The organism is Paraburkholderia sp. BR14312, from assembly GCF_040948675.1.
GTDB lineage: Bacteria > Pseudomonadota > Gammaproteobacteria > Burkholderiales > Burkholderiaceae > Paraburkholderia > Paraburkholderia nodosa_A.
This window is the reverse complement of the sequence record NZ_JBFPKI010000003.1, coordinates 181,950-207,381: the sequence shown is the minus strand read 5'-3', so window position 1 is coordinate 207,381 and position 25,432 is coordinate 181,950. Positions and strand designations below refer to the sequence as shown.

19 protein-coding genes are annotated in these 25,432 nt (G+C 66.0%); 8 read left to right on the top strand and 11 right to left on the bottom strand.

The window, feature by feature from the left end; translation table 11 throughout:
- Positions 1-78 precede the first annotated feature (78 nt).
- Complete coding sequence (locus AB3X98_RS10235; protein WP_368606880.1) at positions 79-843, top strand: methyltransferase domain-containing protein; 765 nt, start codon at positions 79-81, stop codon at positions 841-843.
- Positions 844-922: 79 nt separating this feature from the next.
- Here the strand turns inward: AB3X98_RS10235 and ppc are convergent, their stop codons facing one another.
- On the bottom strand, positions 923-3,784 hold the full coding sequence (gene ppc, locus AB3X98_RS10230; protein WP_256094747.1) for a phosphoenolpyruvate carboxylase: 2,862 nt from the start codon (positions 3,782-3,784) through the stop codon (positions 923-925).
- Between the two features lie 7 nt (positions 3,785-3,791).
- On the opposite strand from ppc, the gene AB3X98_RS10225 reads away from it, so the two are divergent.
- The 4 genes from AB3X98_RS10225 (at position 3,792) to AB3X98_RS10210 (ending at position 8,935) form a co-directional block, all read left to right on the top strand.
- A complete protein-coding gene (locus AB3X98_RS10225; RefSeq protein WP_256094746.1) occupies positions 3,792-4,037 on the top strand; it encodes a hypothetical protein in 246 nt (81 codons plus the stop codon).
- 420 nt (positions 4,038-4,457) lie between these two features.
- Positions 4,458-5,510, top strand: a complete 1,053-nt coding sequence (gene hemC, locus AB3X98_RS10220) for a hydroxymethylbilane synthase (RefSeq protein WP_069265424.1) — start codon at positions 4,458-4,460, stop codon at positions 5,508-5,510.
- Positions 5,507-7,732, top strand: coding sequence for a fused uroporphyrinogen-III synthase HemD/membrane protein HemX (gene hemDX, locus AB3X98_RS10215; RefSeq protein WP_368610240.1), 2,226 nt, complete (start codon positions 5,507-5,509; stop codon positions 7,730-7,732). The genes hemC and hemDX overlap by 4 nt, the downstream gene beginning before the upstream one ends.
- Before the next feature lie 3 nt (positions 7,733-7,735).
- Entirely contained in the window at positions 7,736-8,935 is a 1,200-nt protein-coding gene (locus AB3X98_RS10210; protein WP_368606930.1) for a heme biosynthesis protein HemY, read from the top strand.
- Positions 8,936-9,022: 87 nt separating this feature from the next.
- Here AB3X98_RS10210 and AB3X98_RS10205 read toward each other — a convergent pair whose 3' ends face one another.
- From AB3X98_RS10205 to AB3X98_RS10195, 3 genes are all read right to left on the bottom strand, one after another.
- Positions 9,023-10,342, bottom strand: coding sequence for an MFS transporter (locus AB3X98_RS10205; RefSeq protein ID WP_321929330.1), 1,320 nt, complete (start codon positions 10,340-10,342; stop codon positions 9,023-9,025).
- 161 nt (positions 10,343-10,503) lie between these two features.
- Positions 10,504-11,262 carry an SDR family oxidoreductase gene (locus tag AB3X98_RS10200; protein WP_368606929.1) on the bottom strand — a complete coding sequence of 253 codons (759 nt, stop codon included), beginning with the start codon at positions 11,260-11,262 and terminating at the stop codon, positions 10,504-10,506.
- Between the two features lie 31 nt (positions 11,263-11,293).
- On the bottom strand, positions 11,294-12,733 hold the full coding sequence (locus AB3X98_RS10195; RefSeq protein ID WP_368606928.1) for an aldehyde dehydrogenase family protein: 1,440 nt from the start codon (positions 12,731-12,733) through the stop codon (positions 11,294-11,296).
- 321 nt (positions 12,734-13,054) lie between these two features.
- On the opposite strand from AB3X98_RS10195, the gene ppa reads away from it, so the two are divergent.
- The gene (gene ppa, locus AB3X98_RS10190; protein ID WP_028207725.1) at positions 13,055-13,582 is read left to right on the top strand and encodes an inorganic diphosphatase; all 528 of its coding nucleotides are present in this window, start codon (positions 13,055-13,057) and stop codon (positions 13,580-13,582) included.
- A 71-nt stretch (positions 13,583-13,653) separates the two neighbouring features.
- On the opposite strand, the gene AB3X98_RS10185 is transcribed toward ppa, so the two are convergent.
- From AB3X98_RS10185 to AB3X98_RS10175, 3 genes are all read right to left on the bottom strand, one after another.
- Complete coding sequence (locus tag AB3X98_RS10185; RefSeq protein WP_368606927.1) at positions 13,654-16,506, bottom strand: EAL domain-containing protein; 2,853 nt, start codon at positions 16,504-16,506, stop codon at positions 13,654-13,656.
- 160 nt (positions 16,507-16,666) lie between these two features.
- Positions 16,667-17,005 carry a GIY-YIG nuclease family protein gene (locus tag AB3X98_RS10180; RefSeq protein WP_368606926.1) on the bottom strand — a complete coding sequence of 113 codons (339 nt, stop codon included), beginning with the start codon at positions 17,003-17,005 and terminating at the stop codon, positions 16,667-16,669.
- Positions 17,006-17,076: 71 nt separating this feature from the next.
- The gene (locus AB3X98_RS10175) at positions 17,077-18,249 is read right to left on the bottom strand and encodes a GNAT family N-acetyltransferase (RefSeq protein WP_368606925.1); all 1,173 of its coding nucleotides are present in this window, start codon (positions 18,247-18,249) and stop codon (positions 17,077-17,079) included.
- Between the two features lie 227 nt (positions 18,250-18,476).
- Between AB3X98_RS10175 and AB3X98_RS10170 the strand changes: the two genes are divergently transcribed.
- The gene (locus AB3X98_RS10170; RefSeq protein ID WP_368606924.1) at positions 18,477-20,588 is read left to right on the top strand and encodes an NAD(+) synthase; all 2,112 of its coding nucleotides are present in this window, start codon (positions 18,477-18,479) and stop codon (positions 20,586-20,588) included.
- A 75-nt stretch (positions 20,589-20,663) separates the two neighbouring features.
- Positions 20,664-21,002 carry a P-II family nitrogen regulator gene (locus AB3X98_RS10165; protein WP_027795598.1) on the top strand — a complete coding sequence of 113 codons (339 nt, stop codon included), beginning with the start codon at positions 20,664-20,666 and terminating at the stop codon, positions 21,000-21,002.
- A 176-nt stretch (positions 21,003-21,178) separates the two neighbouring features.
- Here AB3X98_RS10165 and AB3X98_RS10160 read toward each other — a convergent pair whose 3' ends face one another.
- The 4 genes from AB3X98_RS10160 to AB3X98_RS10145 form a co-directional block, all read right to left on the bottom strand.
- On the bottom strand, positions 21,179-22,354 hold the full coding sequence (locus AB3X98_RS10160) for a porin (RefSeq protein WP_368606923.1): 1,176 nt from the start codon (positions 22,352-22,354) through the stop codon (positions 21,179-21,181).
- Positions 22,355-22,933: 579 nt separating this feature from the next.
- On the bottom strand, positions 22,934-23,716 hold the full coding sequence (locus AB3X98_RS10155; RefSeq protein WP_342920947.1) for an ABC transporter ATP-binding protein: 783 nt from the start codon (positions 23,714-23,716) through the stop codon (positions 22,934-22,936).
- 30 nt (positions 23,717-23,746) lie between these two features.
- Entirely contained in the window at positions 23,747-24,469 is a 723-nt protein-coding gene (locus AB3X98_RS10150) for an ABC transporter permease (RefSeq protein WP_028210520.1), read from the bottom strand.
- A gap of 19 nt (positions 24,470-24,488) precedes the next feature.
- Positions 24,489-25,178: an ABC transporter permease gene (locus AB3X98_RS10145; RefSeq protein ID WP_028207717.1), complete on the bottom strand. Its 690-nt coding sequence runs from the start codon at positions 25,176-25,178 to the stop codon at positions 24,489-24,491.
- Between the last annotated feature and the right edge of the window lie 254 nt (positions 25,179-25,432).

Sequence of the window (25,432 nt, the reverse complement as noted above, 5' to 3'; positions counted from 1 at the left end):
AGACCCCTCGGCGCGCGGCGCTCGCCGCTTCGCGCCCCACATAAAGCACCGCATAAGAACCCGCAAAAGGAGCATGCGATGAAGCATCACGATCAGGTCGCCGACGCGTTCGGCTCGACCGCCGCCGCCTACCTCACGAGCCAGGTCCACGCGAGCGGCGCGGATCTGGAGAACCTCGCCGCGACCTTCGCGGCCACCTGCGGCAATGCGACGGTGCTGGACATGGGCTGCGGCGCGGGCCACGCGAGCTTCGCCGTGGCGCCGCACGTGCGCGAAGTCGTGGCCTACGACATCGCTCCGCAGATGCTCGCCACGGTCGAAGCCGCCGCGAAGGAGCGCGGCTTGACGACCGTGCGCACGCAGCAGGGCGCGGCGGAAACGCTGCCGTTCGCCGACGCGAGCTTCAACTGGGCCGTGAGCCGCATGAGCGCGCACCACTGGCGCGACGTGCCGCGCGCGCTTGCCGAAGTGCACCGCGTACTCAAGCCGGGCGGACGGCTGAAGTTCATCGACATCGCGGGCATCGACGATCCGCTTTACGACACGCATATTCAGGCGATCGAACTGTTGCGCGATGCGTCGCACATTCGCGACTACCGCGCCGACGAGTGGATCGCGATGCTCGACGCCGCCGGCTTCGACGCGAAGGTGAGCGCGCGCTGGCGCATCGCGCTCGATTTCGATTCGTGGGTCGCGCGCATGCGCACGCCGCCGGAGCGCGTGACGGCGATCCGCTCGATGTGGGAGCGCGCGCCCGATGAAGTGCGCCAATATTTCGATGTGCAGAGCGATTCGTCGTTCAAGCTCGACGCCCTGATGATCGAGGCGACGCGGCGCGATTGACGCTCGCCTGAGGCAATAAAAAACGGCGTCGTGACCGCGAGGGCACGACGCCGTTTGCACAGGAGCACAGCGCGAACGCTCAACCCGTATTGCGCAGCCCCGCCGCAATCCCGTTGATCGTCAGATGAATACCGCGCCGCACGCGCGGGCTCGGGTCGCCGGCGCGATAGCGCTTGATCAGCTCCACCTGCAAGTGATTCAACGGATCGAGATACGGGAAGCGGTTCTTGATCGAACGCGCGAGCAGCGGGTTGTCGGCGAGTCGTCCGGGGGCGCCCGTGATCTCACCGAGCACCTTCGTCGTGCGCTCCCATTCGGCCACGATGCGCTCGAATACGAGCTTGCGCAGCTTCTTGTCCGCGACGAGTTGCGCGTAGCGCGAGGCCACCGCGAGGTCGGTCTTCGCGAGCGTCATGTCCATGTTCGAGAGCAGGTTCGAGAAGAACGGCCAGGTCTTGTACATCTTCTTGAACATCGCGAGACGGCGCGCGCGCTCGGCGTCGCTGCCCGCATCGTCGAGATACGAGGCCACCGCGCTGCCAAAGCCGTACCAGCCCGTGAGCAGCAGGCGGCACTGGCCCCACGAGAAGCCCCACGGAATCGCGCGCAGATCGTCGATCTTGCGGTTCTTCGGGTCCTGCAGCTTGCGCGAGGCCGGGCGGCTACCGATGTTCAGCTCGGCGATTTCCGTGATCGGCGTGGAGGCGAAGAAGTAGTCCGTGAAGCCGGGCGTCTCGTAGACGAGCGAGCGGTACGCGGCCATCGCGGCGTCGGAGAGCGATTGCATCGTCTGCTCGAACGCGGGCAGCTGGTCGGGCGCGTTGCTCGCCCCGCCCATCGGCAGCAGCGTCGCTTCGAGCGTCGCGGCGATCACCGTTTCGAGGTTGCGGCGGCCGATCTCCGGATTGCCGAACTTGCTCGCGATGACTTCACCCTGCTCGGTCAGGCGGATCTGGCCTTCGACCGTGCCCGGCGGCTGCGAGAGGATCGCGTTGTAGGTCGGGCCGCCGCCGCGGCCCACCGTGCCGCCGCGGCCGTGGAACAGACGCAGCGTGATGCCGCGCTGCTTGTATAGCGCGACGAGCGCGAGTTCCGCACGATACAGCTCCCAGTTCGAGGTGAGGAAGCCGCCGTCCTTGTTGCTGTCCGAGTAGCCGAGCATGATTTCCTGCTCGTTGCCCTGGTGCTCGACGATGGCGTCGATGCCGGGCAGCGCGAGCAGGTCGCGCATGATGCCCGGCGCGTGGCGCAAGTCGGGAATCGTCTCGAAAAGGGGGATCACCATCAGCGCGGCCTTCGCGGGGTCTTCCGCGTGGCCGAGGCGCCCGCTCATGAGACCGGTTTCCTTCTGCAGCAGCATCACTTCGAGCAGGTCGGAAACCGTTTCGGTGTGCGAGATGATGTAGTTGCGCACGGCGCGCGCGCCGAACTTCTCGCGCGTCACGCGCGCCATCTCCAGCACGCCCAGCTCGCTTTTCACGAGCTCGGAATAGTCGAGGTACGGCGAGCGCAGCGTGCGCGGATCGGCGAGCTGCGCGAGCAGCACGATCTGCTTGTCTTCTTCGGAAAGCGCCGCGTAGTCGGCTTCGACACCGGCGCGCGCGAGCAGCTCCGTAATCACGGCTTCGTGGATGTCCGAACTCTGGCGCAGATCGATCGAGGCGAGATGGAAGCCGAACACGTCGACGGCGCGCATGAGCGGCGCAAGCCGCGTGGTGGCGAGCGACGCGCCGTGATGCTCGGCGAGCGAATCCATCAGGATATGCAGGTCGCGCGAGAACTCGTCGGCATCGGCATAGGGCTTGGCACGCACGGGCGCGGCGTTGCGGCCCGCGCTGCGCACGGCCACCACGCCTTCGCCCAGACGCACGCGCGCGCTCGCGGCGAGGCGCGTATATACGCCGATCAGCGCGCGGCGATACGGCTCGTCCACGCGGTGCGGCGACTGGTCGGGCGAGGCTTCGGCGAGCGCCTTCAGTTCTTCGCTTGCGCCCGCGAGCAGGTTCGACACCGAAAGCTCGGCGCCGAGGCGGTGCACTTCGTCGAGGTAATGCTGCAGGATCACCTGCGCCTGGCGCTCGCTCGCTTCTTCGAGCGTGGCGGCGGTGACGTTCGGGTTGCCGTCGCGGTCGCCGCCGATCCAGCTGCCCATCTGGAAGAACGCGGGCAGGCGCGCCGAAAGGCCGTGCTCCTTTAGCTGCGTTTCGATCTCGCTGTAAAGCGCCGGGATCTCGGTGAGGAAGGTCGTGTGGTAATACGAAAGCGCGTTTTCGATTTCGTCGCCCACGGTCAGGCGCGACTCGCGCAGCATGCGCGTTTGCCAGAGCGAGGTCACGCGCGCGCGCAGGAGCGACTCGTTGTGCTCGAGCTCGCGATGCGTGAGCGGCTGGTCGCGCTCGGCGAGCAGGCGCGCGATGTCGTGCTGCGAGTCGAGCGTGCTCTTGCGCTGCACTTCCGTGGGGTGCGCGGTGAGCACGGGGACGATCAGCGCGTCGTTGAAGAACTGCTGGAGCACCGGCGTCGCGGCCGCGCCCGCCAGTGCGAGACGTTCGAGCGAATGCGCGATGGTGCCCGCCTGCGGCGCCGAGCCCGCGAGGTCGTGAATGCGGCGGCGGCGGTTGCGGTGGCGATCTTCAGCGATGTTCGCGAGATGCGAGAAGTAGCTGAACGCGCGCACGACGCTCACGGTCTGCTCGGGCGAGAGCGCGCGCAACTGCTTTTCCAGCGCGAGCGCGTCGGCGCTGTCGTCCTCGCGGCGAAAGCGCACGGCGGTCTGACGAATGGATTCCACGACGTCGAATACCGCGTCGCCTTCCTGCTCGCGCAGCACTTCGCCGAGCAGGCGGCCCAGGTAGCGGATGTCTTCGAAGAGCGGCTGGTCCTTGTCGTCGCGCGCGCGACCATTGCGCGAAGCGCCGGCGGGCGTTTTCGGAGCCTTCACCGCCTTCGTGGCCTTCGTCGCTTTTTCGGCCTTCGGCTTCTTCGCCGCCTTGACAGCCTCGGCGGCCGGTTTCGTCGTCGCGGATTTCGTGGTCTTCGTGGTCTTCGTCGTTTTCGCCGGTTTCGTGGACGGCGCGGCCGATGCGGCCTTCGAAGTTGCGTTCTGCGATGCGGTGTTGCGGCGCTCTGCGCGCGCCGAGCCGGAAGACTTCACGATGTTTTCCTTGAGGCTTGCCAGGATATGGGCAGGTTAGTCGGAGAACTGCCAACTGCATGACCGCGGCGCGTGCCGGGCCGTGTACTGCGGGTGCAACCTGGAGAGGGCGGAAGGTGCCACCCGGTGCGAGCCGTGCGGATAGGGCAGAGGCGGCGCGGCTCGCCAATGGCGGTGCGCCGGGTGCAGGCCTTGCTGGAGAGTGCGCCGCTCGCGAGGGCGAGCGCAAGCCGAAGCGGCGCCGCGGCCGCGCGGGCCGCGTTTGTGCCAGCCGCATGCCAGACGCGCGCCAGTTTGCCTACGATGGGTACAGTAAGCGCCGCTGCAACGCCTGAGTCTCTTCCTTGCCGCCGCCCGCGCCCTGTCAGCCTGTCCCAGCGGGGAGGCGGTAAAAAGGGCGCGTGCTAACATTGCCTGTTATCCGATCCTGCTTTTCATCCCGTCATTCGATGTACTTGTCATGAACTCCGAGACGTTATCCGCGCCCATGCCCCGCACCCTGGTGATCGCTTCGCGGGAGAGCCGCCTCGCGATGTGGCAGGCCGAGCATGTGCAAGCTGCGCTGCACAAATTATATCCAGCCTGCGACGTGAAAATTGTTGGAATGACGACACGCGGCGATCAAATTCTCGACCGCACGCTCTCGAAGGTGGGCGGCAAGGGTCTTTTCGTCAAGGAACTGGAGCAGGCGCTGGCCGAGGGCCGCGCCGATCTCGCCGTGCACTCGCTCAAGGACGTGCCGATGGAGCTTCCGGAAGGCTTCACGCTCGCGGCCATCATGGAGCGCGAGGACCCGCGCGACGCGTTCGTCTCCAACGACTACGACTCGCTCGCCGCGTTGCCGGCGGGCAGCGTGGTGGGCACGTCGAGCCTGCGCCGCGAGTCGATGATCCGCGCGCGCTATCCGCATCTCGACGTGAAGCCGTTGCGCGGCAATCTCGACACGCGCCTCGCCAAGCTCGACCGCGGCGATTACGCGGCCATCATTCTCGCGGCGGCGGGCTTGAAGCGCCTTGGCCTCGGCGCGCGTATCCGCGCGCTCATCGAGCCCGAGGACAGCCTGCCGGCGGCGGGGCAGGGCGCGCTCGGCATCGAGATCCGCGCCGATCGCGCCGATATTGCCGCATGGCTCGCGCCGTTGCACGACGACGCCACCGCGAAGGCCGTCGAAGCCGAGCGCATGGTTTCGCGCGCACTGGGCGGCAGCTGCACGGTGCCGCTCGCGGCCTACGCGCAGTGGCACGATGGCAAGCTTGCGCTGCGCGGCACGATCGCCATGCCCGACGCGAGCCGGGTGCTCGCGGCGCAGGAGGCCACCGCGGCATCCACGCTCGACGATGCCATGGCGCTCGGCCGCCGCGTTGCCGACGACCTCATCGCGCAGGGCGCGCTCGAGATCGTGCGCGCACTCGCGGACGCGGCCCAGGCCGCCGATGGTCCGAATGCGGCGCCCGCCAGCGGCGGCGCCGCCCACAACCCTACCGGCGCGGGCGAAGGCCCGGCCTCCAGATGATGGCCGGCCCGAGGCAACCATACGGCAACCCCGACCAGCCCGACGACTGGGGCGGGCCGGGCGACGCCTCTACCGGCGCGAAGCGCGCGTCACCGGCAAGCGGCGATAACAGCCATGGTGGCAATGGCAATGGCAATGGCAATGGCAATGGCAATGGCGACGGTAAGCCATTCACCGTCGTCATGACCCGGCCGGCCGGTCAGTCGGATGGTCTGGCGGGGCGACTCGCGCAGCACGGCATGCGCACGCTCGACTTTCCGCTCATCGCCATTGCGCCCGTGACCGACGAAGCGCCGCTGCGCGCCGCGCTCGGCGCGCTCGAACGCTATGCGCTCGTCGTGTTCGTTTCGCCGAACGCCGTCGATCGCGCGTTCGCATGCTATGCCTCGGTCTCGTCGATCTGGCCGCCCGCGCTGCCCGTGGCCGTGGTCGGCCCGGCGAGCGTGGCCGCACTCGAGCGGCACGGCGTGGCGGCCCCCGAGCATCGCGTGGTGAGCCCTGCGGGCGCGGGGGAAGAAGAGCCCGCGCGCTTCGATTCCGAGTCGCTTTACGCCGCGCTCGAAAAGACCTTCGGCGTGGATGCCTTCGCGGGCAAGCGCGTCCTGATCGTGCGCGGCGACGGCGGCCGCGAGTGGCTCGCCGAGCGTCTGCGCGAAGCGGGCGCCGAGGTCGAGACCGTGGCGGCCTACCGCCGCGTCGTGCCCGAGCCGCCCATTGCCGCCTGGACGCGGGTGCACGCGCTGCTCGAAGGCGCGCCGCACGCGTGGCTCGTCACGAGCTCCGAGGGCGTGCGCAACCTCGACGAACTCGCGCGCGAGCACCTCACGGCCGGCGAGATCGTCGAGCTGCGTCATGCGCCGCTTGTCGCGCCGCACCCGCGGATCGCCGAGACGGCGCGCTCAATGGGTTTTGATAGGATTACGGTGTCCGGCGCGGGCGACGAACGCATCGTCGAGACGCTGCTAAGCCTCGCTTCTTCCGTTGTTCAACCGGTTCAGAACACTCCGGCCCAGGCGCCGGCCAACCCACGCATGACAGATTCGAACAACTCAAGCAGCACAACAAACCAGGGCGCCCTCGCCACGGGCGCGGCCGCTTCCAGCAGCGCGTCGGCTTCGGGCAGCGCATCGGCGCGGCCTTCGTATGCGTCGTCGGGCGCGGGCTCTTCCGCGCCGCTGACGCCACCGCCGGGCGCGGGCAACGGGCGGCGCGGCGCAGGCTCGGCGCTGCTGTGGCTCGTCCTGGTGCTGGTCGCGGCGGGCTCGGGCGCAGGCGGCTATTTCCTCAATCGCAAGGTCGACAACCTCGGCATGCAGGCCATTCAACGCCAGCAGGCGAGCGAGCAGCAGACCGCCGCGCTGCGTGCGCGCGCCGACCAGGCTGTGGCGGGCGCACAGCAGGTCGACAAGCAGATCGCCCAGCTCGAAGGCAAGATCGCCGACGCGCAGAATTCGCAGCAGGCGCTTGCGCAGCAATACGCCGACCTGTCGAAGAGCCGCGACGACTGGACGCTCGCCGAAGTCGGCCAGATGCTGTCGAGCGCGAGCGAGCAGCTCCAGCTCACGGGCAACACGCAGCTCGCACTGTTCGCGCTGCAAAGCGCCGACACGCGCCTCGCCGCCTCGGACAACGCGCAGGCCATCGCCGTGCGCAAGGCGATCGCGCAGGACATCGACAAGCTCAAGGCCGCGCCGTCGACGGACCTCACGGGTCTCGCCATCAAGCTCGACACCGCGCTCGGCCAGATCGACTCGCTGCCGCTTTCGGGCGAGGCGATCGTCGCGCATACGAAGCCGGAGGCTGCACAGCCCGCCGATATCGCCCAGGTTGCCGCGGCGACCAACCAGCCGAAATGGAAGGTGTGGATCGACACCTTCGTCGACGGCGTGGGCAAGCAGATCGCGAGCCTCGTGCAGGTGCGCCGCATCGACAACGCGGACGCCATGCTCGTGTCGCCCGATCAAGGCTATTTCGTGCGTGAGAACCTGAAGCTGCGTCTGCTTTCGGCGCGCCTGTCGCTGCTCTCGCGCAACCAGGACACGCTCAAGTCCGACCTCGCGGCCGCCGACGCCACGCTCGCACGCTACTTCGACAGTGCGTCGAAAGACACGCAAACGGTGCGCGGACTGCTCAAGGAAGTGAACGACGGCTCGGCCGCCGTCACGCTGCCCACGCTCGACACGAGCCTGAAGGCGATTCAGCAATACCGGAGCCGGGGGTAAGACATGGCGATCCGTGGACTCCTCTGGCTCGCGCTTCTGTTCGCGATTGCCGTCGCGCTCGCGACTGTCGGGCGCTTCGACACCGGGCAGGTGCTGCTCGTCTATCCGCCGTATCGCGTGGACGTCTCGCTCAACCTGTTCGTGGTCGGCATCGTGGTGGCGTTCCTGCTGCTATACGCGATCCTGCGTTTCGCTCGCAACATCGTGACGATGCCGCGCCGCGTGGGCGCCTACCGCGCGCGCATGCGTGCCGAGAAGGCGAACTCGGCGCTGCGCGATGCCGTGGGCAATCTCTACGCGGGCCGCTTCTCGCGCGCCGAGAAAGCCGCACGCGATTCGCTCGCCGACGCGAAGAATACGAGCGCCGCGGGCCTGATCGGCGCGACGGCTGCGCACCGTCTGCACGAATACGCGCGCCGCGACGAATGGCTCACCCAGGTCGACGACCCCGACCTCCAGGAAGCGCGCCTCATGGCGACCGCCGACATGCGCGCCGACGGCCGCGACGCCGATGGTGCGCTTGCCGCGCTCACCGAAATGCGCACGCAGGGCGGCCGCCGCATCCACGCGCAACAGATCGCACTGCGCGCGCAGCAGCAGCTCAAGAACTGGAGCGAAGTGCTCAAGCTCGTGAAGACGCTGGAAAAGCGCGAAGCGTTGCACCCGGCCGTGGCCGTGCGCCTGCGCCAGCTCGCGGCGGAAAATCTGCTGCGCGACCGTCGTCACAACGCCGATGCGCTGCTCGAACTGTGGCAGTCGCTCTCGAACGTCGAGCGTCACTCGCCGCGTCTCGCCGACTGCGCCGCCGAACTGCTGATCGCGCTCGATCGCCAGGCCGACGCGCGCAAGATCGTCGAGGAAGCGCTCGCGCAGAACTGGGACGCGCGCTTGCTGCGCCGCTATCCGGACACGGCGGGCAGCGACGCGCTGCCGCTCATCCAGAAGGCCGAGATTTGGCGCAAGGAGCGCCCTGAGGACGGCGACCTGCTGTTCGCGCTGGGCCGCCTGTGCCTGAAGCAGCAACTGTGGGGCAAGGCGCAGTCGTTCCTCGAAGCCGCGCTCAAGTCCGCGGACGCCACGCAGAACGAGCCGCTCAAGATCCGCTCGCATCGCGCACTCGCGCGTCTGCACGAGCAGCTCGGCGACGGCGAGAAGGCCGCTTCGCACTATCGGGAAAGTGCGCTGTCGATGAACGTGGTGTAAAGCAGCCCGCGACGAATCCGAAGCCGCAATAAAAACGGCCGCCTGCAAAACAGGCGGCCGTTTGTTTTTGCTGAAGCCGTAATGCGCTTAGCGGTTCACGAGCTTCGCCGGTGCCGAAAGCGCGAGCAAACCGCCCAGGATCATGAACGCGGCGAGCATGTACATGCCCGAATCGTTGGCCTTGGTGGCCTCTTTGAGCCAGCCCACCGCGTACGGGCTCAGGAAGCCCGCGAGATTGCCGATCGAGTTGATGAGTGCGATACCCGCCGCCGCGCCCGTGCCTGCGAGCCAGGCCGTGGGCAGGCTCCAGAACAGCGGCAGCGTGGTGAGAATGCCCATCGTCGCGATGGTGAGCGCCGTCATGGCGAGCGTCGTGTCGTGCGCCCACGTGACCGAAAGGACGAGGCCGAGCGCACCGATGGCGGCCGGCACGGCGATGTGCCAGCGGCGCTCGCGCGTGCGGTCGGCGCTCTTCGCCACCAGCACCATGCCGACCACGGCCGCGGCGAACGGAATCGCCGAAAGCAGGCCGATCGTGAGCGCGTCTTTCACGCCCGTCGCCTTGATGATGGTGGGCAGCCAGAAGCTCACGCCGTAGAGGCCCATCACGAACGAGAAGTAGGTGAGGCTCATCACCAGCACGCGCGCGCTCGTGAGTACGGTCATGATCGGCGGGTCCTCCTTGGTGGCATCTTCAGCGGCGATGTTGCGCTCGAGCAGCGCGCGCTCTTCTTCCGTGAGCCACTTCGCTTTTCCGATGCGGTCGTCGAGCACGAAGAACACCAGCACGCCGACGATCACCGAAGGCAGCCCTTCGAGCAGGAACAGCCACTGCCAGCCTTGCCAGCCGTTCGCGCCATCGAAGGACTTGAGAATCCAGCCCGACACCGGACCGCCGATCACGCCCGACAGCGCAATGGCCGTCATGAACCACGTGGTCATGCGCCCGCGGCGGTGCGCCGGATACCAGTAGGTGAGATAGAGGATGATGCCGGGGAAGAAGCCCGCCTCGCACAGGCCGAGCAAAAAGCGCATCACGTAGAACATGGTGGGCGTGGTGACGAACATCGTCAGGATGGAGACGAGGCCCCACGTGACCATGATGCGCGCGATCCACACGCGCGCACCCACGCGATGCAGGATGATATTGCTTGGCACTTCGAACAGAAAGTAGCCGACGAAGAATATGCCCGCGCCGAAGCCATAAACCGCATCGGAGAGATTGAGCGCCGAACTCATCTGCAGCTTGGCGAAGCCCACGTTGACGCGGTCCAGATACGCGACCACGTAACACAGCATGAGAAGCGGAATGAGACGCCACGCGACTTTGCGGTACGTGGCTTCTTCGAAGGCGGAGGGCGGGGCACCCGCTCCCGCTTGCGGCAGATGATTCGCTGGACTGGCCATGGTGTCTCCTAAGCGATCTTGCTCGTTGGCGTGTTTGTTGTATTGCCGCCTTGATATGGCGGGTATTCGACGCGAAAGCACGAACATTCTATACGCGCCGCCGTGGCGCGACGGCGCGTATCTGTCGGGGAAAACACCGATCGGCCAGCTGGCGGGCGCAACTATACACAGCGCCCGCCATCCACTTCGATGCAGGTGCCGGTAATGAACGCGGCCTCATCCGAAGCGAGATAGAGACACGCATTGGCCACGTCCTGCGGCGTGGAAAAGCGCCCGAGCGGAATGGTCGCGACGAAGCGCTGGCGGTTCTCGGGCGTGTCGGGCACGCCCATGAACTCCGCCGTGAGCCCCGTATCGCCGATCACGGGATTCACGCAGTTCACGCGAATCTGGTCGGGGCCCAGCTCGGCCGCCAGCGCCTTGCTGGCCACGATCATCGCGCCCTTGCTGCCGTTGTACCAGACGAGCCCGGGCCGGGGCCGGATGCCGGCCGTAGACGCGATATTGACGAACGCGCCGCTGCCGCGCTCCCGAAAGTGCGGCACGAACGCGCGCACGCTCCAGTAGAGGCCCTTCACGTTGACCGCGTATACGCGGTCGAACTCAGCTTCGCTCACTTCGAGCACGGGCTTGTTGCGATGCGTAGTGCCTGCGTTGTTGACGACGATCTGCACGCTGCCGAAGTCCTCGATGGCCGCCTCGCGCAGCGCGTGCCAGTCGGCTTCGCGCGTGATGTCGCCTTGCACGGCAATGGCCTTGCCGCCTGCGAGCGCGATCTCGCTCGCCACGCGCTCGGCGGCGTCACCGTTCAGATCGTTGATGACGACGTTCGCGCCTTCGCGCGCGTAAGTCCTGGCGATCCCTTCGCCGAAGCCCGAGCCGCCGCCGGTCACGACGGCCGTCTTGCCTTTGAGTCGCATGGTGTCTCCGTATGTATGAGTATCGACATGTTCAGCCGTGCCGGATCGCAATCGTCTTGAGCACCGTGAAGCCATAGAGTGCTTCGAAGCCTTTTTCGCGCCCGTGTCCCGAGTGCCGCGTGCCGCCGAACGGCAATTCGACGCCGCCGCCCGCGCCGTAGTTGTTGACGAACACCTGGCCCGCGCGCACGCGCCGGGCGAGACGCATCTGGCGCGCGCCGTCGCGTGTCCAGATGCCGGCGACGAGGCCATAAGGCGTGCCATTGGCGAGCGCGAGCGCTTCTTCCTCGCTCTCGAAGGGCATGGCCGCGAGCACCGGGCCGAACACTTCCTCCTGGGCGAGGCGGCTTTGCGGCGGCACGTCGCGCAGGAGCGTCGGGACTTCGTAGAAGCCGCCGCTGGGCGCATCGGCTTCGAGCGTGCCGCTTGCCGCCGTGGCGATGCGGCTCGCGGCCGCTTCGTCGAGAAAGGCGCGCACACGCTGGCGCTGCTTCTCGTTGATGAGGGGGCCGCAGTCGAGATCGGCACTGGCCGGGCCCACGCGCAACTTGCCGAACGAGGCGGCGAGCCGGTCGATGAGCGGCTCGTAGGCGTTGCGCTCGATCAGCACGCGGCTGCCCGCCGAACAGGTCTGCCCCGCGTTCTGCACGATCGCGGCGACGAGCACGGGCAGCGCGGCGTCGAAATCGGCATCGGCGAAGACGATTTGCGGCGACTTGCCGCCCAGTTCGAGCGTGACGGGCACATGGTGCTCGGCGGCCATCTGCGCGACGAGCTTGCCCGTTTGCGGCGAGCCCGTAAACGAGATGTGGTCGATGCCCGGATGCGCGCTGAGCGCCGCGCCCGCCTCATGCCCGAGCCCGGTGACGATGTTGAGCGCGCCCGCGGGCAGACCGGCTTCGCGCGCGAGTTCGGCTACGCGCAGCAGCGACACGCAGGCGTCCTCGGCGGGCTTCACCACGCACGCGTTGCCGGTGGCGAGCGCCGCGCCCACGCTGCGGCCGAAGATCTGCATCGGGTAATTCCAGGGCACGATGTGGCCCGTCACGCCGTGCGGCTCGCGCACCGTGAGCACCGTGTAGCCGGCCTGGTAGGGCAGCGTTTCGCCGTGCAGCTTGTCGGCGGCGCCGGCGTAGAACTCGAAATAGCGCGCGAGCGCGGCGGCGTCGGCGCGCGCCTGCTTGAGCGGCTTGCCGGTGTCGCGCGCTTCGAGCTGCGCGAGTTCTTCCTTGTGCTGGCCGACGAGACCCGAGAGCGCGAACAGCATGCGCCCGCGTTCGGCGGCGCTCAGTGCGCCCCAGGCGCCCTCGAAGGCTTTGCGTGCGGCCGTGACGGCCGAGTCGATGTCGGCTGCATTGCCGCGCGCGAGTTGCGCGAAGGGCTGGCCGGTGGAGGGATCGATCGCGGCGAGCGTCTCGCCGCTGGCGGGCGATTGCCACTCGCCGCCGATGAAGTGCTTCGCTTCTTCCATGTATGCGCCTCGTAAGTAGGGAGTGAAGCGGGGATGAAACGCGGAAGGGAAACGCAAAAACGGGAAACGTCGCCGAAGCGTGGCTCGGATCGCCCGAAGGAGGGCCGCGCCGGCAGATCGATTATCGCGCCAATTGCGGGCGCCACGCGCGGGAATTCAGCAGCCACTTCATCTGCGTGCGGGAAAGCCCTGGGCCGAACTGCCGGCCGCCCTGGCCGATTGGCTATAATGGCGTCCATCCTCCAACGTCCGCGACGTTCGGTTCCGCGCCGTTTTTCCGCGCGAGCCGTCGATTTTTCCCCTTCTCAACAGAGAGCGCTCATGAGCTTTGCAAATGTCCCCGCCGGCAAGGATCTGCCGCAAGACTTCAACGTGATCATCGAGATTCCCGCGCAAAGCGATCCGGTGAAATACGAAGCCGACAAGGACCTGGGCCTGCTCGTCGTCGACCGTTTCGTCGGCACGGGCATGCGCTATCCCGTGAACTACGGCTTCATTCCGCAGACGCTCTCCGGCGACGGCGACCCGGTCGACGTGCTCGTGATCACGCCGTTCCCGCTGCTGGCCGGCTCGGTCGTGCGCTCGCGCGCGCTCGGCATGCTGCAGATGACCGACGAGTCGGGCGTCGACGCGAAGCTGATCGCGGTCCCGCACGACAAGGTCTGCCCGATGACGGCCAACCTGAAGTCGCTCGACGACGTGCCCGAGTACCTGAAGGACCAGATCAAGCACTTCTTCGAGAACTACAAGGCGCTCGAAAAGGGCAAGTGGGTCAAGGTCGAAGGCTGGGTCGGCATCGAAGCCGCCCACAAGGAAATCACCGAAGGCGTGGCGAACTTCAAGAAGTAACTCGCGCTTCAGGGTTGATCGAAAACCGCACGTGCCTGCCAGGGCCGTGCGGTTTTTTCATGGGCGCCCGATCAACCCACTTCGGCGACGTCGCGCAGCTCCGGCCCGCGCAGGATGTCGAGCCGCGCGGGCCTGCCCACGCCGTAGCCCTGCGCGTAGTCCACGCCCATCGCGATCATCCAGTCCACGATGGCGGCGTCCTCCACGCACTCGGCGATCGTCAGCTTGCCCGCGGCATGTGCGACCTGGTTGATCGATCGCACGATGGCCTGGTCCAGCGGGCTGTCGATGATGCCGCGTATGAAGCTGCCGTCGATCTTCAGATAGTCGACGTGCAGATGCTTGAGGTAGTTGAACGACGACATGCCCGCGCCGAAGTCGTCGAGCGCGAAGCGGCAGCCCTGCGCGCGCAGACGTTCGATGAGCGTGATCGCGTCGTCCAGGTTCGTGATCGCGGCGGTTTCGGTGATCTCGAAACATACGCGCTCGAACGGGATGGACCAGATGCGCTGCTGCTCCTCGATATAGTCGGCGAGTTGCTCGTCGCCGAGCGAGGCGCCCGAGAGGTTGATCGACCAGGTGCCGTAATCGTGTGTGCCTTCGGCGATCATCGCGAACGCGCTCGCAATCACCCAGCGGTCGATGGCCGGCATGAGGTCGAAGCGCTCGGCTGCGCCGATGAACGCGGAAGGCTCGACGAGCGCGCCTGAGGCGGACTGCATGCGCAACAGCAGTTCGACGTGCGTGTCGTCGGCCCCCGATGCCGATGTGGACGACTGCGCGAGCGAGAGGATCTTCTGGCCGAAGAGGCAGAACTGGCCGTTCTCGAGCGCCGCCTTGATGTCGGAGACCCACGCCATCTGCGCGTGGGTTTGCGAGAGTTCCTCGTCGTCATAGCGAAAACGGTGCACGCGGTTGCGGCCTTTCTTCTTCGCCATGTAGCACGCGACGTCCGCGGCTTTCATCACCTCCTTCACGGAAACGAGACCCGCCGCATCGCCGACGAGGCCGATGCTCACGCTCGTCTGCACGATGCGCCCGGCGCCCGTGAAGCGGATCGCGGCGATGCCCGCGCGCAGGCCTTCCGCGAGCAGCGACGCGTGCGCCGCCGTGCAGTGGGGCAGCACGACGCCGAATTCGTCGCCGCCGAGGCGCGCAATGATGTCCTCGCCGCGCAACTCGCTCTTGAGCACGCGGCAGACCTGGCGGATCAATTCGTCGCCGGTCGAGTGGCCGCAGGTGTCGTTGACGACCTTGAACTGATCGAGGTCGAGAAACATGACCGCGTGGCCGGGCTGTCCGGGCGGTGCGCCCGCGCTGTCTTCCAGCAACGCGGCGAGGCGCCGCTCGAACTCGCGGCGGTTGTAGATGTCGGTGAGCTCGTCGTGGGTCGCCTGGTACGCGAGGCGGGCGGCATGCTCGCGCAGCGCGCTCACGTCGTAGAGCACGATGACGGTGCCGATCACGCGGCGTTGCGCGTCGCGCAGCTTCGACATCGAGTAGTCGACCGCGAGACGCGAGCCGTTCGGGCGCATCACATGCAGACTCGCGCCGCCTGCGTTGCCCGTCGCTTGCGAATTCATCAGGATATCGAAGCGCTGCGGTTCCTGTGCGTCGTTGCGCACGTCGCAGATCGCATCGAACGGTTGCGCGAGCATCTCGGCGGCCGCGCGGCCGAGCATGCGTTCGGCCACCGCGTTGCAGTAGGTCACACGCGCGTGCTCGTCGGTGCGGATCACGGCTTCGCCGATCGAGGCCAGTGTGACCTCCGCCAGTTCGCGTTCCGTATAGGCCTTCGCTTCGGCGGTCTTCAGCTCGGAAATGTCGAACAGGCAACCGACCATGCGCACGGCACGCCCGCGTGCATCGCGCACCGCCTGACCGCGCGCGCGGCACCAGCAGTAGCTGCCCGCGAGCGTGCGCAGGCGAAACTCCACGTCGAAAGTCGTTGCGCGCGCAAGGTGTTGGCGCAGCGCGTGGCGCACGAGTGTGAGGTCGTCCGGGTGGACGAGCTGGGTGAGGCCCGTGTCGCTTTCGAAGCGCGTGCCCACGTCGTAGCCGAGCTGCTCGTAGAGCCAGTTCGAGAAGTAGCATTGGCGGCTGCCGACCTCCCAGTCCCAGAGTCCGGCGTTGATGCCTTCGAAGCCTAGCGTGAGGCGCTCCTCGTTCTTGCGCACTTCGGCTTCGAGGCGGTCGCTGCGCGCGAGCGCGCGGCGGATGAACTGCGAGAACACGCCGAGCAACACGATCGCGGAGGCGGCGAGCGCGAGCGTGAGGAGCGAGCGCGTGGCGCGCGCCGCGTCGTCGAGCGAGCGGGAGAAGCCGCTTTCGATGGGCGCGAGCCGGCTGTCGATCTCGCGCAGCTCGTGCACGAGGTTCGCGGACTCGGGCGCGTGCAGTTTGCCCGCCTGCACGAGCGCGTGCAGGCGTTCGCCGGTATCGGCAAGACGCAGAATGTAGCGGTCGCCGATCTCCCAGAAAGCGACGGCCGGGCGCATCCACGGCGTGTTCTTGAGCGTGCGGTAGCCCCAGGTCATGCCGTCCATGTCGGCGGACGCGATGCGGCCCAGCTCGAAACCGTGCCGGATCGCCGCGATGTCCGGCTGCGCGCGGTTCATCTCCAGCCGTGCCGCGCGGTCGCCGAGCGGCACGGCAATGCCGGCGAGAAACGTGCGGTAGTCCGCTTCGTCGCCGGTGCGCGCGTAGCGTTCCAGCGCGTGGACCGCGTCCTTCTGGCCCTTCGACCAGCTGCTTTCCCCCGCCACATAGGCGAGCAGGATCGACATGATCGCGAGGCTGACCGCCGCGATCAACGCCATGACGGCAGCGAGCAGCCATAGCGGCAGCAGGACCGCGGTCGTGCGCCGCAATCCGTGCCAACCGGGGCCAAGCCGGGTCGTCTCCGATTTAATGGGTCTCTTCATGCTTCACCGGTCCCCGTCGGCTTGCGAGGTGAAATGAGAGCGCGCGCCGGGGGCCAGGACCGGCGTCTTGTGAGCAATAACGGCGGGGGCAGCGGCGGCTTTAGGATTTAGACGGCACGTTCGATGAAAAGAGCAAACGCTCTTGCCGCGAGGCGTTTGCTCATTCTGGCGCTGCGGTTTCCGGGGCTGCTTCCGCGGCCGTTTCCGGCGGCGGTGGTGGCGGTGGTGGCGGGGGCAGGACCGATTCGAGCGTGCGCACGCCGGCCGCGAGCGCGCGCTTTTCGCGTGGTGTGAGGCGCTTGACCCAGTACTCGGCGCTCGAGGCACGTGCACGGTCGGCGAACTCGAATTGCGCGAGCACCTGTACCGGCTTGCGCGAGCGCGTGTAGCGCGCGCCGGTGCCGCTCGCGTGCTGGGCGAAGCGGGCGGCGACGTCGATGGCGATGCCCGTGTAGACGCTGCCGTCGGCGCATTCGAGCATGTAGAGGAACCACGGCATAGTTCTGGAAGCGATGATCGTTATGGGCGTGGGCGTTTCAGGCCACGTCGTGCGCGAGTTTTACGGATGAATCACGCACGAAACGGATTGCGCTCATTGAGCTCGTGCATGTAGGCGTGAATGTGGTTCGTCTCGCTTTCGAGAAAGCGCGCGACGGCATCGGAGAACGCCGGATGGGCGAGCCAGTGTGCCGAGCGCGTGGCGGTGGGCAGGAAACCGCGCGCCATCTTGTGTTCGCCTTGCGCGCCGCCTTCGAACACGTCGAGCTTTTCCTCGATGCAGAATTCGAGCGGCTGATAATACGCGGTCTCGAAGTGCAGGCAGGGCACGTGTTCGAGCGCGCCCCAGTAGCGGCCATAGAGCGTGCCGCCCTGGCCATTCTCACCGCGCTGCCAGACCACGAGCGAACTCGCGATCGGCTTGCCTTCGCGCTCGGCGATCACGAGCAGCAGATTCTCGGGCATCGTGTCGCCGATCATGCGAAAGAAGTCGAGATTCAGGTACGGCGAAGAGAAATGCTCGCGGTAGGTTTGCCGGTAGCAGCGACTGAAAAAGCGCCACTCGGTGTCGCTAATGTCCTCGCCGCGCACACGCCGCATCGTCACGCCCGCGTCGTGCACCTTGCGACGTTCCGCGCGGATGTTCTTGCGCTTCTTCTGTTCGAGAGTCGAGAGGAAGTCCTCGAAGTCGCGATAGCCGTCGTTGAGCCAGTGAAATTGCACGCCTTCGCGCTGCATCATGCCGAGGTCGGTCAGTGCCTCGGCGTCTTCGGTGGTCGGAAAGAGCACGTGCAGCGACGAGACGTCGGCCTGCTCGGCAAAGGCGAGCAGCGTCGCGGCCAGATGGCGGCGCGCGGTCGTGTCGGCGGCGATCAGGCGCGTGCCCTGTACGGGCGTGAACGGCACGGCGCACAGGAGCTTCGGGTAGTACTCGAGGCCGTTGCGCTTGTACGCGTCGGCCCAGGCCCAGTCGAACACGTACTCGCCGTACGAGTGGCCCTTCAGATACACCGGTGCGGCGGCGGCGAGGCGGCCCGTGCGTGCGTCGGTGAGCGTGACGAATTGCGCGGCCCAGCCCTCGTTCGGCGTGGTACAGCGCGTGGCGTCGAGCGCCGCGAGGAATTCGTGGCGCAAAAAGGGCGTAGGCTGCGCCTGACGCGCGAGCAGCGCGTTCCATTCGGCGGCGTCGACCTCGGACGGTGAGCCGAGGATGCCCGTGCGATAATTGAAATGTTCCTGTTTCATGCGTGCCCGTTGGCGTGGGATGCGGCTTGAGTCGTTCAGCAGCGCCTGCAGCGGCAAACGGTCATGGTAAAGCAAACGTCCCGAGCGGGTGAGGACCGCCGCGCTTCGTGCAGCGGCGTCAGCCACGCAGCATCGAGCGTTTCAAAGCGGCTTCAAGCGGCACCAGGCAGCCCAAACGTCAGAGCGCGCGCTTTCGTGCGCAGCGCGCCCGCCTCAAGGTTATCGAAATGAAAGAGCGCTTCTTCAATCTCTATACGCACGGCTTTGCGCGCGTGGCCGTGGGCGTGCCGCGCTGCCGTGTGGCCGATCCCGCATTCAACGCCAGCGAGACGCTCGCGCTCGCGCGCCAGGCCGCGGCGCGGGGCGCGGCGCTCGTCGCGTTCCCCGAGCTGGGGCTTTCGGCCTATACCTGCGACGACCTGTTCCATCAGCAAGCGTTGCTCGACGCCTGCGAGCGCGCGCTCGCGCAGATCGTCGAAGCGTCGGCCGCGCTGCCGCTCGTGATGATCGTGGGGCTGCCGGTGCGCGCGGGGCATTCGCTCTTCAACTGCGCAGCGGTCGTGGCGGGCGGGCGTGTGGCGGGCGTCGTGCCCAAGAGCTTCCTGCCGAACTACGGAGAATTCTACGAGCCGCGCCAGTTCAGCGCCGCCGATAGCGCGAGCACCGACACCGTGCGCCTCGCCGGCGCGGATGTGCCGTTCGGCGCGTCGCTGCTGTTCGAGGTGCCGCAGGTTGCGGGTCTGCGCTTTCACGTGGAAATCTGCGAGGACGTCTGGGTGCCGATCCCGCCGTCGTCGTTCGCGGCGCTCGCGGGCGCTTCGGTGCTCGTCAATCTTTCGGCGTCGAACGTCGTGGTGGGCAAGGCGGGCTACCGTCAGCAGCTGGTCTCGCAACAGTCGGCACGTTGTCTCGCCGCGTACCTGTACACCTCGGCGGGCAAAGGCGAATCGACCACCGACATGGCCTGGGACGGCCACGCGCTCGTGTGCGAAAACGGCGAACTGCTCGCGCAGTCGGAGCGCTTCTCCGACGACTCGCACCTCATCTTCGCCGATGTCGATCTCGCGCGGCTGCAGCAGGAGCGCATCCGCCAGACCACGTTCGGCGATTCGATCCGCCGCCACGCCGGTGAAGTCGCGAAGTTTCGCGTGATTTCATGCGAGCTGGCGGGCGAGGGCGCATGGCAGCGCGACACGCTCGCGCTCTCGCGCCGCGTGGAGCGCTTCCCCTATGTGCCGGCCGACCCGAAGCGGCGCGACGAGCGCTGCAACGAGGTCTACAACATCCAGGTGCAGGCGCTCGTGCAGCGGCTTTCGCAGGCGGGCATCAAGAAGGTGGTGATTGGCGTCTCGGGCGGGCTCGACTCCACGCATGCGCTGCTCGTGTGCGCGAAGGCGATGGATCGCCTCGGGCTGCCGCGCGCGAACATTCTCGCGTACACCATGCCTGGTTTCGCCACGAGCGAGCGCACGCTGCGCCAGGCGCGCGAGCTGATGGCGCTCGTGGGCTGTACGGCGCGCGAAATCGACATTCGCCAGAGCTGCATGCAGATGCTCGAAGACCTCGGCCATCCGTACTCGGAAGGCAAGCAAGCCTACGACATCACGTTCGAAAACGTGCAGGCCGGCGAGCGCACGAATCACCTGTTCCGCCTCGCCAACTTCAATCACGCGATCGTGATCGGCACGGGCGATCTCTCCGAGCTCGCGCTCGGCTGGTGCACATACGGCGTGGGCGATCACATGTCGCACTACAACGTGAATGCGAGCGTGCCGAAGACGCTCATCACGCACCTCGTGCGCTGGGTGGCCGAAACGGGCCAGATTGGCCAGAACGGGGAGAGCGGCCGCGACGTGCTCGAAGCGATTCTCGCCACCGACATCAGCCCGGAGCTGATCCCCGGCAAGTCCGATGGCGCGCCCGAGCAGAAAACCGAGAACACGATCGGCCCCTACGAGCTGCAGGACTTCAACCTCTACTACACGCTGCGCTTTGGCTTCGCGCCTTCCAAGGTCGCGTTCCTCGCGCGCCACGCGTGGGGTGACCGCGAAGCGGGTGCATGGCCCGAGAACGCGAAGGTCGCGCGCAATCAGTACGATCTCGCGTCGATCAAGCGCAATCTGCGCATATTCCTCGACCGCTTCTTCCGCCAGAGCCAGTTCAAGCGCACCTGCATTCCGAATGCGCCGAAGGTCGGCTCGGGCGGCTCGCTCTCGCCGCGCGGCGACTGGCGGGCGCCCAGCGATTCGGAGTCGGTGGTCTGGCTCGCCGATCTGGAGCGCGTGCCCGACGAAGCGGGCGGGTCGAGCGCGGCGCCTGCGGGCAAGCCCTCGGCGTGAGCCCCGGCCGCACAGCGTAGAATCCCGATATGTTCCGAAATTTCCGACAAATCCGATAACGAGACGAGGTTCGCCATGAAACGCATTACTGCCGTGATCAAACCGTTCAAGCTCGACGAAGTACGCGAGGCGCTCGCCGAAGTGGGCCTCACGGGCCTGACCGTCACCGAGGTCAAGGGCTTCGGCCGCCAGAAGGGCCACACGGAGCTTTACCGCGGCGCCGAATACGTGGTCGATTTCCTGCCAAAGGTGAAGATCGAGGTGGTGGTCGCGAACGACCAGGCCGACCAGGTGATCGACGCGATCATCGGCGCGGCGCGCACCGGCAAGATCGGCGACGGCAAGATATTCGTGACCGACGTGGAGCGCGTGATCCGCATCCGCACGGGCGAGGAAAACGAAGCGGCGGTTTGAGACCGTGCGCCTTCGAAGCACCTGATGCACCAATAGAAAAGGGGACGGCGCCGCTCGCGCGGCCCGTCCCCAGAATAAAAAACGGTGCGATACCCTTTCGGACATCGCACCGATACGCGCCTCTCGCAGCAGCGTGAAAACGTCGATGTAGCTGTTCTTTCTACACTCGTTTCGAATTAGAACGAGTGCTGGATACCTGCGTACACGCCAACCTGGCTGTGGCCCGGAACCGGGTTGCCCGTGCTTGCAGCCGTACCGAAGTTGTTGGCGTTCAGACCGAAGTTGGCCGTCTTGCTGTTCTGCACCGTGCCTGCCTGGATGTCGAGCAGCGTGCGCTTGGACAGGTTGTACGAGCCGCCGATCGTGTACAGCGTGGCGTTGCCGCCGCCGTTGTTCGCGTTGACGTGGTAGACCGCTGCAATCAGCGCTGCAGCCGGCGTCATTTGCCACGTCACACCGCCCCACTCGTGGTCGAGCGTGGTCGGCTGGCCGATGATGCCCGGATTCATGCCCGACGAACGGATGGCTTCGTAGCCGCCCTGAACCTTGAACGCGCCGAGGAACAGGTTGAACATGGCCATGTAATCGCGCGAGTAAGCGAACACGCCGTTGCCGTTACCTTGCGAGGTGGAGAGCGGCGTCTTCGTGCTGCCGTCCAGCGCGTTGTACAGGCCGCCCAGCTGACCATTGTTTGGATTGCGGATTTCGTCATACAGGCCGCGGATCTGGAACAACGAGCTCGTGTAGGTCAGTTGCAGGCCAGCTTCACGACCCGACGGCGTCGTGTTGTTGCCGTTCCAGTTCGTCGCGTTCGAGAACGCGTACTGGCCGTACACGTCAAAGCCGAACCAGTTCGGCGACTGGTACGAAATGTTGTTGCTCGATTGCGGCCAGTTGCGGCCACGGACCATCGAGGCCGACGACCAGTTCGACTGACCGAACGGGTCGAAGTCCCAAATGCCGTTGGAGATGAACAGCATGCGGCCAGCGAGCAGCGTACCGAACTGGTCGTTCGCGACGCCGATAGTCGCCCAGCGATTCCAGAGCGAGCCGGCCGAGCCGAGCGAGCCGTTGGCGGTGCTGAAGCTGCCTTCCAGGTGGAACAGGACCTTGTTGCCGCCACCGATGTCTTCAACGCCCTTCATGCCCCAGAGGCTGGTGCCCCAGTAGCCGCTCTCGAGCTGAACCTGGCTGGAGCCGTGGGTGGCTTGACCATTTGCGCCGCTGCCGGCACCAATGCCGTTCATATACGCCACACCCATGTCCAGGCGGCCGTAGAGCGTGACGCTGCTTTGTGCATGCGCGATCACGCCAGCCGACATCAATGCTGCGGCGAGCAAAGCTTTCTTCATCTTCTCCTCCATACCCTGTCAAAGAGTCAACCTTAGTACTGCGAAAGACGTCCGTGCGCTTGGCGGCGCTGCGAACAGAAATCGTCGCGTAAGGGAGAATTACCCCGAGGACCGGCGTACGGGCTGGTGCCGCTGCATGACCCGGGCTGGGTCGTCTTGCAGGTCCCCTGGTTGACTGGCATCTCCCGTTCTTTTTGAAGTGAAACTACTTTTAATGAACTTTGTTTTGCTACTTTGGTTACTAATTTAGCAAAAAAGGTCCGCGCTGGCGAACTAATTCGTGCTCGCACCCCGGGATGTCGTCAAATTGCAATATGGTCTTCCTGGATGGTGGTCAGAGAGGTACTACAACCAGGTCGAAACCCTTGTGGGACAAGGGACTCACGTCAATTGAATGGCTGAGTTCAGGATTGCCACTATTGACGGAAGATTTCGCAAGGAGTAATGCGAAAAACGCCGTTTTTAAGGCTAAACGGACGGCTTTTGGAGGATGAAAGTCCCAAAAAGAACAGGCGCTGTAAGCGCCTTGTAAAACTACTTTTGCTACATCGCCGAAAGGCGGCGACCCTGCGAGTCGTCTTATTTGAGGCTGCCTGAAAGGAACTGGCGCAGGCGCTCGCTCTTCGGATTGGCGAAGACCTCGGCCGGCTGGCCTTCCTCTTCCACGAGACCCTTGTGCAGGAACATGACGTGGTTCGAAACGTTGCGCGCGAAACCCATTTCGTGTGTGACCACGATCATCGTGCGGCCTTCCTCGGCGAGCTTCTGCATGACCTTGAGCACTTCGCCAACGAGTTCGGGATCGAGGGCCGAAGTGGGCTCGTCGAACAGCATCACGTCGGGGTGCATCGCGAGCGCGCGGGCAATCGCCACACGCTGCTGCTGGCCGCCCGAGAGGTGCGAGGGGTATTGCTTCTCCACGCGCGGCGCGAGACCGACCTTCTCCAGATAGGTGCGCGCGCGCTCTTCGGCTTCCTTGCGCGGCAGGCCCAGCACGTGCACGGGCGCTTCGATCACGTTCTCGAGCACCGACATGTGCGACCAGAGGTTGAAGTGCTGGAACACCATGGCGAGCTTGGTGCGCACGCGCTGGAGTTGCTTTGCGTCGGCGGGGTGCAGTGCGCCCGTGCGCTTGTCCGCGCGAGTGGCGACTTCCTCGCCATCCACCACGATGCGCCCTTCGTTGGGCTGCTCGAGAAAGTTGATGCAACGCAGCATCGTGCTTTTGCCCGATCCGGACGAGCCGATCACGCTGATCACGTCGCCGGCATTGGCCTTCAGGGACACGCCCTTGAGGACTTCGTTGTCGCCGTACTTCTTGTGGATGGAGTCGACGAACAGCTTCTGCTTCTGGGAATTCATCAATTGACCTTTAAACACGCCCTGGCGGGCTCACTTGCCTTGCGGTCGCAGGTACGCGAGCCAGCGGCGCTCTGCGCGGCGGAACAGCCACACGAGCGTGAAAGAAATGATCAGGTACAACAGCGCGGCGATGCCGAATGCGCCGAACGACTGATACGTCGCCGAGTTCACGTCGCGCGCGATCTTCAGGATGTCCGGCACGGTCGCCGTGAAGGCCACGGTCGTTGCGTGCAGCATCAGAATGACTTCGTTGCTGTAGTAGGGCAGGGCGCGGCGCAACGCCGAAGGCAGGATCACGCGGCGGTACAGCGTGAATTGCGACATGCCGTACGCGCGCGCAGCTTCGATCTCGCCGTAGGGCGTCGCCTTGATCGCGCCCGCGAAGATTTCGGTGGTATACGCGCAGGTGTTGAGCGTGAACGCCAGCAACGTGCAGTTCATGCCGCTCCTGAAGAACGCGCTCGTGAGTTCGTGGTTGCGCACGATCTCGAGGCTGTAGAGGCCCGTGTAGCACAGCAGCAGCTGCACGTAGAGCGGCGTGCCGCGGAAGATGTACGTGTAGAGCCACACGAGCCCGGCGAGCCACTTCTTCTTCGACACGCGGGCCACGGCGAGCGGCACCGAGAGGCAGAAGCCGAGTCCGATCGAGATGACGAGCAGCCACAGCGTAATGGCCACGCCGCTGAAATGGTAGCCGTCGGAGAAGAGATAGTTGCGCCAGTACTGCTGGATCAGTTGGACGAAGTCTTGCATGGTCTTGGCCTCGCGCGATTCAGAGATCCGCCTTGCGCACACCGGTGGAGTAGCGCTTGTCGAGATACATCAGCACGAAGTTGGAGACCGTGGTGATGACGAGATAGATCGCGCCGGCGAGCAGCGTGAAGAAGAAGAAACGCAGCGTGCCCTTGCCGGCGTCCTGGCTAGCCTTCACGACGTCGGCCAGGCCGATGATCGAGACGAGCGCCGTGGACTTCACGAGCACCTGCCAGTTGTTGCCGATGCCGGGCAGTGCGAAGCGCATCATCTGCGGGAACATGATGCGCGTGAACACCTGCCAGCCCGTCATGCCGTAGGCGTGGCCCGCTTCGAGCTGGCCGCGCGGCACGGCGAGGAACGCACCGCGGAACGTCTCGGTGAAGTACGCGCCGTAGATGAAGCCGAGCACGACCACGCCCGCGAGGAACGGATCGATGTCGATCTGATCCCAGCCGAGCATGTCGGTGAGATTGTTCAGCCAGATCTGGATGCTGTAGAAGAGCAGCAGCATGAGCACGAGATCGGGCACGCCGCGAATGAGCGTGGTGTAGAGCGTGCCCGCGCCGTGCGCGACGCGGTTTTTGGAGAGCTTGGCCGCCGCGCCGATCAGCCCGAGCACGAACGAGAGCGCGAGCGACAGCACGGCGAGCTTGACGGTCTGCCAGGTGCCGGCGAGGATCAGCGGGCCGTAGCCTTGAAGAAACATGGGCAAGTCCTTGACGATGCGTTTCTCACACCGCGAAAGGCGCGGCTGTCTGCCGCGGTTCAAATCCGTTCATGGCCGCGCGGTTTATAGCCTGGTCGCGCGCGGCCGATGCAATTGCGCTCGTGAGCGCGCCTGTGACTGTATACGAAGCCCGGTGGCGGTCTATCGGGGAGCCCCCGGGGCTTTTGATGTGTCGTGGCGCGAGGCGCGAGCGGTGGTGTCTCGTTGTTTATTTACCTGCGTGTGCTTTCCCG